Genomic DNA, 9,587 nt, shown 5'->3' with positions numbered 1-9,587 from the left:
CTTCTTCACCGCGGCAACGCTTTTCTTCCATGCCGCGTCGCTCGAAGGCTTTGCGGTTTTCGGCCAGTAGCCCTCCGGCCACGACGGCGACTTGTGTTTCGCGTCGCGGCTGAACTCCACGATGTCCGACTGCGCAATGCGCAGATGCTCGAGAAGTTCCCAGGCGGTGTGTTCGGCCCCTTCCGGTTTGATGCCGCGAAGTTTTGCCGGCAGCCGGGCGATGGCGTCCTCGAACTTAACGTGCGCATTGCCGCCGCGCAACAGACTGACGACTTGATCTCGAACAGGGTCACTCATGCGTATTGTCCTGCCACGAACCCGGAAGCCCAGGCCCATTGAAAATTGAATCCGCCCAATTGTCCGGTGACATCGACCACTTCTCCTACAAAGTATAGGCCGGGCACACCGCGGGCCTCCATTGTTTTGGAGGAGAGTTCATTGGTGTCGACGCCCCCGAGCGTGACTTCCGCCTTGGCGTAGCCTTCGGTTCCGGACGGAATGACGGTCCACTTTTCCAGGGGCGCCTCGCCGTACAACGCGCGCCACTTTTGAATGAACCGCCGCGGATGCTGCCGCGGCGAGACGACAAGCGCATCGCCGGGATTCCAATAGGAGGAAATCTGCAGCACCGCCGGACCGCTCAGTCCGCGATGCGTGAACAGGATATTTTCGCGAAATGCGGCGCGTCCGCAGGAGACGTCGGCTTCCAGAGAGACGCCGCTGAGTTCCCGCAGAGAGCGGCCTTCATCACCGCCAAGCGTCAGCGGAACCAGCGCCGGCCGGACTTCACCGACTTTCAGATCGAACTGCCTGGCGATGCGGTATCCGAAGTCCGTCGCGCCGATTGCAGGAATCGACAGGCCGCCGGTGGCGATGACCAGGGACCGTGTTTCGAGTTCTCCTTCGGAGGTTGCAACGGTGAAGTGCTGATCCTTGCGGACAGACGTTACGGCGGAATTCACTCTGACGGCCGCGCCGGCAGCGGCGCACTCCTTCAGGAGCAGGTTGATAATCTGCTGAGAGCTGCCGTCACAGAAGAGCTGTCCGAGTTTCTTTTCGTGATAGGCAACGTGGTGCTTTCCCACCATGCGGATGAAGTCATCGGGCGTATAACGCGCAAGCGCCGATTTATGAAAACTGGGATTGGCGGAGATGAACTTCCCGGGAGTTGTCTCAGTATTTGTAAAGTTGCAGCGGCCGCCGCCGGAGATCCGGATTTTCCTGCCGGGCGTTGCATTGCGCTCGAGCACGACAACCGATCTTCCGCGTTTCCCGGCTTCGATCGCACACATCAGGCCGGCTGCACCCGCGCCGATGATCACTACGTCAAAGATCACGGGCGGATGATATCGCGTATGATGACGCGGGGAGGGGAAACATGTCTGAAATGTTCGAAGTGGACTACAAAATTATCGGTAGCGACATGCAGTTCGTGGAGGTTGAGCTGGATCCAGGGGAAGCGGCTGTGGCGGAAGCCGGAGCGATGTTTTACATGGACGACGGCATCACGATGGAAACGATTTTCGGCGACGGTTCGCGGCAGCATGCAACAGGCATCGTGGATGTGCTGCTGGGAGCGGGACAGCGTCTTCTAAGCGGCGCGGGATTGTTCATGACTCTGTTCGCGAATACAGCGCAGAGCAAGAAGCGTGTTTCTTTCGCAGCGCCGACGCCGGGAAAGATCGTTCCGATCCGGCTGTCCGAGGTTGGCGGGGAATTGATCACTCAAAAAGACTCTTTTCTTGCGGCTGCCCGGGGCGTCAGCATCGGCATCGCATTTCAGAAGAGACTGGGCGTCGGCTTCTTCGGCGGCGAGGGCTTCATCATGGAGCGCTTGAAAGGCGACGGCTGGGCATTTGTCCATGCCGGAGGCATGCTGATCGAACGCACACTGGTTGCCGGTGAATTGCTGCGTGTCGATACCGGCTGCCTGGTGGCGCTTCAGCCGAGCGTTGATTACGACATCGAGTACATCGGCAATATCAAATCCGCCATTTTCGGCGGTGAAGGACTCTTCTTTGCGACCCTTCGCGGACCGGGACATGTTTGGCTTCAATCGCTACCGTTGAGCCGCATGGCCCGCCGCATTGTCGCCGCTGCGCCGCAGACCGGCCACGGTGGCAAGGAAGAAGGCGGGGTCCTCGGAACTCTCGGCAATATTCTTTCAGGAGACCGTTAAACAGTGATCGCACTTAAAGAGGGGAATAGCCACAAAAGGCACAAAAAGCACGGGCTCTGTTTGCTCCTTTTGTGCCTTTTATGGCTGATCCCCTCCTGTAAGGGCAGGGTGACCATGTCTTCTTTTGTCGACGATTATTTCAATGCCTTGTTCGAATGGAGTCCGGCAACGGCGACCGCAACTGGCTTCCACGAGTATGACTCGAAAATCGAAGATCTTTCGGGGTCCGCAACCAACCTACGCATCGGGAAGCTGAAAGAGCTGAAGGCCAGGCTTGCGGATGTCCGTGCGGGCAAGCTGGCGGCGGATGACGAGATCGACGCGGAGATCCTGGACAGCCAGATCAATGCCGAGTTGCTCGATCTCGAAGTCATTCAAACGTGGCGGCACAACCCCATGAATTATGTCGAGCTGCCTGGAGGCACGATCGACAACCTGATGAAACGCAATTTCGCGCCTCCGGCGGATCGCCTGCGTTCCGTTATCGCGCGCCTGAAAGGCGTGCCGGCCATCATGAGCGCGATGAAAGCCAACGTCGAAAACCCTCCCCACGAGTTCACCGACCTGGCATTTCGTATCGCGCATGGATCGGTCGGTTTCTTCAAAGAAGATGTCGCGGCGTGGGCCAAAGATGCGGCAGGAGGCGATACGGCGCTTCTGAACGAATTCAACCAGGTCAACAATGCGGCTGCGGCGTCGCTGGAGGATGCATCGAACTGGCTCGAGAAGACGCTGCTTCCGAAGTCGACGGGCAGTTACGCCATCGGTCCGGACAACTTCTCGAAGAAGCTTATGTATGAGGAGATGGTCGACACGCCGCTCGACCGTCTTTTGTCGATCGGTGAAGCCAATCTCGAGAAGGATTACAACGCGTTCATTGAAACCGCGCGGCAGATCGATCCTTCAAAGCCGCCGATGGAAGTCATGAAATCGCTTTCGAACGATCACCCGACGGAAGCGAGTCTGATTCCCGACGCGAAGCGCACCGTCGAGGGAATCATCCAGTTCATCAAAGACAAGAGCATCGTCACGATTCCATCGGAGGTCCGGCCGATCATCACAGAGACCCCTCCGTACGCCCGTTCAGGCGCGTTTGCTTCGATGGATACACCCGGCGCCTACGAAACCAAAGCGACGGAAGCTTTTTACTACATCACGCCGCCGGAGAAAGTGTGGGACGCTAAACACAAGGAAGAGCATTTGCGCCTGTTCAACGCCCCGGTGATGAACGTCATCACGATTCACGAGGCCTATCCCGGACACTACATCCAGTTTCTCAACGCCAAATCGTTTCCGACAAAAACCCGGAAGATCCTTTACTGCAGTTCAAACGTCGAAGGCTGGGCTCATTACGCCGAGCAGATGATGATTGACGAAGGTTTCGGCGGAGGCGACCCGAAAATGCGTCTCGCGCAGCTCGAGGAGGCATTGCTTCGCGATGCCCGCTACGTCGCCGGAATCAAGCTTCATACTGCCGGCTGGACGGTCGAGCAGGCGGCCAGGTTCTTTGAGGAAAAGGCGTTTCAGGAACCTGCCAACGCTTATGAAGAAGCCCGCCGAGGGGCCTACAATCCGACATATTTGTACTACACGCTGGGTAAGCTGCAGATCTACAAGCTGCGTGACGACTTCCGCAGGACGAAGGGCTCGAATTTCAGCCTGAAAGACTTTCATGATGATTTCGTAAAGCAAGGCGGCATACCGATAGCCCTTATCCGGCGGATTCTATTGCCAGGAGATAAGAGTCCATCCCTGTAAAAACTGAATCTTTTGTTATAATCCACCCGCTTTGAGCACGGATAAGGACAAACTTCAGGAGCTGCTGGAGCAGCGCAGGCAAATGGAGCAGGAGCTTGAAAAGCTCAAGACTCCGATGACGATCCTTTTCAGCGATATCAAGGGATCAACCGCTTACGCTGAAAAGAATGGTGACATCGAATACATGTCGATGATCAACCGTCATAACGACCTGCTCTTTCCCGTCATCCAGGCTCAAGGGGGCCGTGTCGTCAAGACGATCGGCGATGCCATCCTCGCGCAGTTCGATGACCCTGTCGGCGGCATCAAAGCCGCGGCCGGCATGCAGCAGGCTCTTGCGGAGGATCGTGAGGGTAAGGCCGAAATCGATCAGATCCGCATCCGCGTCGGCCTCCACTATGGCCTCGGTCTGATAAAGGATGACGACGTCTTCGGCGATGTCGTGAATGCGGCATCGCGCGTTCAGCATCAGGCGGATACCGAACAAATTCTGATCACCGATGTGTTGCTCGATGCCGCCAAAGCCGCCGGCTTCGAATGTGCCAGGATCGGCCGCGCCGAGATGAAAGGCAAATACGAACCCATCGATCTTTACGCCGTCGCCTGGTCCGAATCGGCCGCGAAACAGCTGATCGAAGATGTACATGCGCGATACGAGAAGCGGTTAAAGGACTTTCGAAAGCAACAGGAGGCGCTGGAAGAGGAATTCGAGCATTCCCGCGATCAATGGCGCGCGGAGCGCCGCAATCTGAGGGTCGAGATCGAGCAGCTCGAGGAAGCCGTCGAGCGCGCCCGTCAGACGGCCCGCCAGCAGCTTTCCGAAGATGTCCAGTCGGAGCTTCATTTCCAGCTTGAACAAGCCATCCTTTCCCGGCAGCAGCTCGAGCAGGATCTTACGGCGGCACGGCAGAAATTCGAGGCCGAACGGAACAACCTCAAAGCCCAGATCGCAAGCATGCAAGGGGCTGTTCTGGAAGCGATGGAGCGATCCAATAACCCGTCCCGCATGACGGCCGCCTTGCGGGACCAGGTTGACGCGCGCGTCGCGGAGGCGAAACAGGACTGGAACCTCCAGTGGGAAAGCGAGCGCAAGCGTTTCGCTGCGGAAATCGAAAGACTGAAAAAGCTGACCGCACCAGGCGCCCTCGACCAAAGGAAGGAAACCGCGAGGCGTGCGCTCCTGGAAAAACTCGGCAAAGTACCGGCCGGTTCCAGCGGTCCGCCTGCGAAAAGCGCCGGGGAGTGGGAAGCCGAGTTTCAGGACGCAAAGATTCACTGGGGAACCGAGAGGGACCAGCTGGAGCTCAAGATCAAGCGGCTCGATACGGAGCTCCAGCGCGCGCAGGACAGCCTGCGAAGCGAGATTTATCAGGAGGTCCGCTCACAATATGAGCCAAAGCTCGCTGAGGCAAACCGCGACCGGCAGCGTCTGGAACACGAGATCGTTTCCTTTACCAACGATCTGTCCGGCGAGCGGCAACGCCTGGAAGCGCGGATTCATCAATTAGAACAGGCCCTGCCCGTAGCGCAGGAAGCCACACGCAAGCAGGCACAGGCGGAGTTGCAGGCTCAGTTCGACGTGAAACTGGATGAGGTGAATCGCCTGCGTGTGCGGGCGGAGCGAAAGTCCCAGGACAAGCTTGAAGAACTCGAAGGAGCGGACCGCCGAGCCAGAAAGCAGATCGCGGCTCTCGAAGAGCAGCTCAAGGAAGCGAAAGAAGCGGTGTTCAAGGCCCAGAAGTCCCGCGCTACTTCGTAGCGGCCCGCCGCGCCGTCGTTCCGAAAACGTAATCCCACAAAGGCGTTGTCACGCCAAAACACCGTTTGTTCGTCGTGAAATGATGATAGAAGTGCGGCTTCCGCTGCCGCGCGACCAGACCCGAACCGGACAGGCTGAAGTGGACGCGGTAGTGTACCGCTTCATAGTAAAGAAATCCCGCCCAGATGCCGGTCAGCACAACTGCGGCCGCCGCCGCATTCAGAAAAACAGCATAAAGCAGTCCGTAAATCAGTGTGGAAACGACAAGTCCATACGCCGGATGCACCAGGATCTTGGTCGGATCCCGCGGCGACGCGTGATGCAGCAGATGCGATCCATTGATGATCTCGTGCAGCTGCGGGTTTTTTATCGGGATCTGAATATGAAATAGAAAGCGGTGCAGGACGTATTCGAGAAACGTCCATAAGAAAACGCCGAGCAGGAAAAGCAGCACCAGATCCCCGCTCGACCGTTGAGGTTCGGCCAGGACTGCAAAGCGCAGAAGAACAACGGCGGCAATCGGAAAGATCCAGAAGGAGCGAAAACGGTACAACCGCTCTTTCAAGGTCATATATCTCTATTATAGCGATCTTTCACGGAAGGGGATGGAGGAGGCTTAGGAGACTTCTTACAGCATTGCATCATTAGAAGTTGGTTCATTTCTAAATTTGAAATGAAAAAACCTCTAATGATGCAATGCTTCAATAAGTTTCCGATGCCGCTTAAGCTTATGCGGCCTCACCCCATCGAAATGTCGCTACCAGCGGAAGGTGGTCCGATGCCACCTTCGAAAGGCGGGTGCGGATGAGTTCCGCTTTCTGCACGTGCAGAGGCCGCTCGAAATAAATGTGATCCAGATGGAGGAGCGGCAGGATGCCGGGATAACTGCGTCTCTTTCGAACGTGCAGGGCGAGGTTCAGGCTTTCGAATTTGTCCGACAGCAGCCGCGTCGTCAGTCCTTTGATCCACTCGTTGAAGTCACCCACCAGAACGCGAGGCCCCGTCAGGTCCTGATCAATTTGCCTGGACGACAGCAGACTCCTTACCTGATGCCGCCGCTCGAAGTAGCTGGTTCCCATGTGGATATTGAAAACGTGCAGGATACCGCCAGGCGTTTTCAGGTCCGCGCGGATACAACCGCGGCGCTCACGGTTTGCCCGCGAAATGTCCATTTCACACGAAGCCACAATCGGCCATCGCGTCAGAATCGCGTTACCGTATGGCCGTCCCCGGTGGTGACGTGTGCGGCCGAATGCGGCATGGAATCCGAGGGCGCTGGCCAGACTCTCCACCTGTCCGGCGTGGGCCTCGCAGACCGCAAAAACTTCCTGAAGCGCGATGATGTCCGCGTCGAGTTCGCCGAGAACTTCGGCTATGCGTTTGATGGAGGTGCGGCCGTCCATTCCACGTCCCTTGTGGATGTTGTAGGTAACGATCCGCATATGGAAATTTTACCCCGTCCGGAATCCGCTGCGTGCTTCAACCTGTTGAGAAATGTGTGTCTCCCGCATGGCATCGCAGGTGCCTCCAGCAAAAGAGGAGGGGTTTATGTATGTCCCGATTGGCCTGATTATTCTGATCCTGATCATTTTCTTCCTACTTTACCGTTAGTTAAGGTGCATCGAAAATGAAGAGAAATCGGCATCTGACACTCTGGTCGTGTGTCCTGGCGGCGGTCTTCGCTCTGACGGGATGCAGTCATTCCAGCGTCGAGGCCGCCCGCAGTAACCGCCCCCCTGCCGTTTCGCCGGCCGGGCAGGACTTCATGATGAAAACGGCCCAGGCCGACCTTTGCGATATCGCCGCAGCGCGGCTTGCGTTGCAGAAGTCGGAAACCTCTGACGTTCGGGATTACGCGAACATGATCCAGAACGATCACACGACAGCCCTCGAGGATCTCTCGGATCTGATGAAAGACAAGAACGTGCCGGAGCCGGAAACGACATCGGCCGATGCGCTGAAGGACTTGAACCGAATGAGCGGGCTGTCCGGGGCGGAATTCGATCGGGAGTTCATCAACATGATGGTCGCAGATCATCAGAAGGCCGCCGAAATGTTTCGCGATCAGATCGGCATTGCCCAGGACGCTGACCTGAAAAAGTATGCCGAGGATCGGCTGCCGAAACTCGAAATGCATCTGGATAAGGCGCAGAGTCTCCAGAGCAAGTTATTCCGGGCGTCGCGCTAGGGACGCTGTCGGAATAGGCGGAACTGGGATCGGAGCCGGCTCTGGACGGGGGGCCGGCGCCGGAGTTGGCTGCGGATTGGGAACCGGCTCCGGCGGCATCGGATCCGGCTTATGGATGCGTCGCATATTCATGCCGAATTCATGAGCAATCGGCGCGCCATCCCGATCAGAGGAGGATTTTTAGCCGCAGATGAGGCGGATGACCCAGATGTGGCCGTCCAAGAGTCTTATACGGCCCCATCTGCGTCATCCGCGTCATCTGCGGCTAATTAGTTCTTTCTCGATTTGGCGGAGTGCGAGACCTTCTTGTAACAGTCCTGGTGATAATCCTTCCCGTGAAAGACCATTTTCATATCATACGGAGCGATTCGGATCCGGCAGTGATTACACCAGACGGGTTGCGATTGATACGAAGCAGACGTCTTGGATTTCAGACTCTTCATGCAGGGCCCTCCCAAGGCACAGAAATAACGTATGGTTGCGATGATGGAGTCGTGGACGGACAGAAGTGGTCCGCTTAAATTTTGGGGCTGTCGGAAGTGGCGTCCCGGCCGGCTTCGGCATGCACCGCGCCCGATTCATCGCTCAGAAAATGACGGACTGACGGCGATGACGCCGCCGGATTTACCGCAAGCTTATAGGTTTGCGCATCCGCGGCAGGACGCAGGGTGAAATCGTATCCCGTTTCGGCGGAGGGCGCGCTGTTGAGCAGGTGCGCATCGACCAATTCGTCGAAGGTTAAAGCATAGCGGCGATTGCGCCTGAAGTAATTGGCCTGGGCGTCATTGATCTTGGCAATCGCATCCAATGCCGCGCTCTCATCCGGTGGTTTCGCAGTTACCGCTTGCGCAGCCGGAGCCGATGAGTTGGCGCTGTTTTGCATCGAGGGTGATGTGTTTCCGCCGCACCCGGCAAGCATGGTCACTGTAAGTAAGAGGATCGCCTTTTTCACGGCGCGTATTATAGCGCGTCTAACATACCAGGGGTATTTCATGCCATCCGTTATCGTTGTTGGCGCCGGTTTATCCGGCTTGGCCGCCGCCCGCCGCCTTGCGGAATCCGGACAGCATGTGACGATTCTGGAGGCCCGCGACCGGATCGGAGGGCGTGTCCATACTTTGCACGACCCGCAATTTCCCGTGCCGGTCGAACTGGGCGCCGAGTTCGTCCACGGCAGGCCGCGGGAGCTCTGGGATGTCATTCGAAAAGAAAACCTCATCGCGGGAACGCTCGAAGGCGACGATTGGTGTTCCCAGGCTCATGTGACGAGGACGTGTAACGATTTCTGGCCGCAATGGGAACGCGTTGCGGCGCATCTCAAGAGGGGCAGGACTTACCCGGACCGTTCCTTTGAGGAATTCGTGAACACTCTCGACATCGATGAAGAAACCAGACGCACTGCCGTCGAGTTTGTCGAAGGCTTCAATGCCGCGCGGTCCGGCCGGATCAGCATGCAGTTCCTGGCGCAGACCCAGGACTCTATCGATCGCGTCGGGGCGGATACCCAGTTTCGCGTCTTTGCCGGATTGGACCGGATTGTGCGCTCCCTGGGCCGGCTCGATTCTGCGATGGTGGATCTTCATCTGAAAACCCCGGTGAGCGAGATTGAGTGGGAGCCGGGGCACGTAAGTATCGGCGGGTTCACGGCCGATCGCGCGATTGTGACATTGCCGTTGGGAGTGCTCCAGGCCGGCAGTGTTCGT

At 57.4% G+C, this 9,587-nt stretch carries 10 protein-coding genes; 5 read left to right on the top strand and 5 right to left on the bottom strand.

Going from position 1 to position 9,587, the window contains the following annotated elements; all coding sequences use genetic code 11:
• Both VGK48_00065 and VGK48_00060 read right to left on the bottom strand, forming a co-directional pair.
• Positions 1 to 297: DinB family protein (locus VGK48_00065; GenBank protein ID HEY2379545.1), on the bottom strand; the 297-nt coding region annotated here is incomplete at its 3' end.
• Positions 294 to 1,337: an NAD(P)/FAD-dependent oxidoreductase gene (locus tag VGK48_00060; GenBank protein HEY2379544.1), complete on the bottom strand. Its 1,044-nt coding sequence runs from the start codon at positions 1,335 to 1,337 to the stop codon at positions 294 to 296. The genes VGK48_00065 and VGK48_00060, both read right to left, overlap by 4 nt.
• A 41-nt stretch (positions 1,338 to 1,378) precedes the next feature.
• Between VGK48_00060 and VGK48_00055 the strand changes: the two genes are divergently transcribed.
• The 3 genes from VGK48_00055 (at position 1,379) to VGK48_00045 (ending at position 5,696) form a co-directional block, all read left to right on the top strand.
• Positions 1,379 to 2,179 (top strand): TIGR00266 family protein, encoded by an 801-nt coding sequence (locus VGK48_00055; GenBank protein HEY2379543.1) that lies wholly within the window; start codon positions 1,379 to 1,381, stop codon positions 2,177 to 2,179.
• Between the two features lie 114 nt (positions 2,180 to 2,293).
• On the top strand, positions 2,294 to 3,937 hold the full coding sequence (locus tag VGK48_00050; GenBank protein ID HEY2379542.1) for a DUF885 domain-containing protein: 1,644 nt from the start codon (positions 2,294 to 2,296) through the stop codon (positions 3,935 to 3,937).
• A gap of 31 nt (positions 3,938 to 3,968) precedes the next feature.
• Entirely contained in the window at positions 3,969 to 5,696 is a 1,728-nt protein-coding gene (locus VGK48_00045; protein HEY2379541.1) for an adenylate/guanylate cyclase domain-containing protein, read from the top strand.
• Here VGK48_00045 and VGK48_00040 read toward each other — a convergent pair.
• Together VGK48_00040 and VGK48_00035 are read right to left on the bottom strand one after the other, a co-directional pair.
• Complete coding sequence (locus VGK48_00040; protein ID HEY2379540.1) at positions 5,686 to 6,267, bottom strand: sterol desaturase family protein; 582 nt, start codon at positions 6,265 to 6,267, stop codon at positions 5,686 to 5,688. The genes VGK48_00045 and VGK48_00040 overlap by 11 nt on opposite strands.
• Before the next feature lie 157 nt (positions 6,268 to 6,424).
• On the bottom strand, positions 6,425 to 7,138 hold the full coding sequence (locus VGK48_00035; GenBank protein ID HEY2379539.1) for an endonuclease/exonuclease/phosphatase family protein: 714 nt from the start codon (positions 7,136 to 7,138) through the stop codon (positions 6,425 to 6,427).
• A gap of 185 nt (positions 7,139 to 7,323) precedes the next feature.
• On the opposite strand from VGK48_00035, the gene VGK48_00030 reads away from it, so the two are divergent.
• Positions 7,324 to 7,884 (top strand): DUF4142 domain-containing protein, encoded by a 561-nt coding sequence (locus VGK48_00030; protein HEY2379538.1) that lies wholly within the window; start codon positions 7,324 to 7,326, stop codon positions 7,882 to 7,884.
• A 517-nt stretch (positions 7,885 to 8,401) separates the two neighbouring features.
• On the opposite strand, the gene VGK48_00025 is transcribed toward VGK48_00030, so the two are convergent.
• Positions 8,402 to 8,836, bottom strand: coding sequence for a hypothetical protein (locus VGK48_00025; GenBank protein ID HEY2379537.1), 435 nt, complete (start codon positions 8,834 to 8,836; stop codon positions 8,402 to 8,404).
• 40 nt (positions 8,837 to 8,876) lie between these two features.
• Between VGK48_00025 and VGK48_00020 the strand changes: the two genes are divergently transcribed.
• On the top strand, positions 8,877 to 9,587 hold a 711-nt coding region (locus VGK48_00020; protein HEY2379536.1), incomplete at its 3' end, for an FAD-dependent oxidoreductase.

The organism is Terriglobia bacterium (genome assembly GCA_036496425.1).
In the GTDB taxonomy this organism is placed as follows: Bacteria; Acidobacteriota; Terriglobia; order 20CM-2-55-15; family 20CM-2-55-15; genus 20CM-2-55-15.
Note: the sequence above shows the minus strand (reverse complement) of the source record. Positions and strands in the feature narration are given on the sequence as shown.

What these genes read in the sequence shown, in the direction of transcription:
- VGK48_00055 (HEY2379543.1), top strand. Translation starts at nt 1,379, where the DNA reads ATGTCTGAAATGTTCGAAGTGGACTACAAAATTATCGGTAGCGACATG.
- VGK48_00050 (HEY2379542.1), top strand. Translation starts at nt 2,294, where the DNA reads ATGTCTTCTTTTGTCGACGATTATTTCAATGCCTTGTTCGAATGGAGT.
- VGK48_00040 (HEY2379540.1), bottom strand. Translation starts at nt 6,267, where the DNA reads ATGACCTTGAAAGAGCGGTTGTACCGTTTTCGCTCCTTCTGGATCTTT.
- VGK48_00035 (HEY2379539.1), bottom strand. Translation starts at nt 7,138, where the DNA reads ATGCGGATCGTTACCTACAACATCCACAAGGGACGTGGAATGGACGGC.
- VGK48_00030 (HEY2379538.1), top strand. Translation starts at nt 7,324, where the DNA reads ATGAAGAGAAATCGGCATCTGACACTCTGGTCGTGTGTCCTGGCGGCG.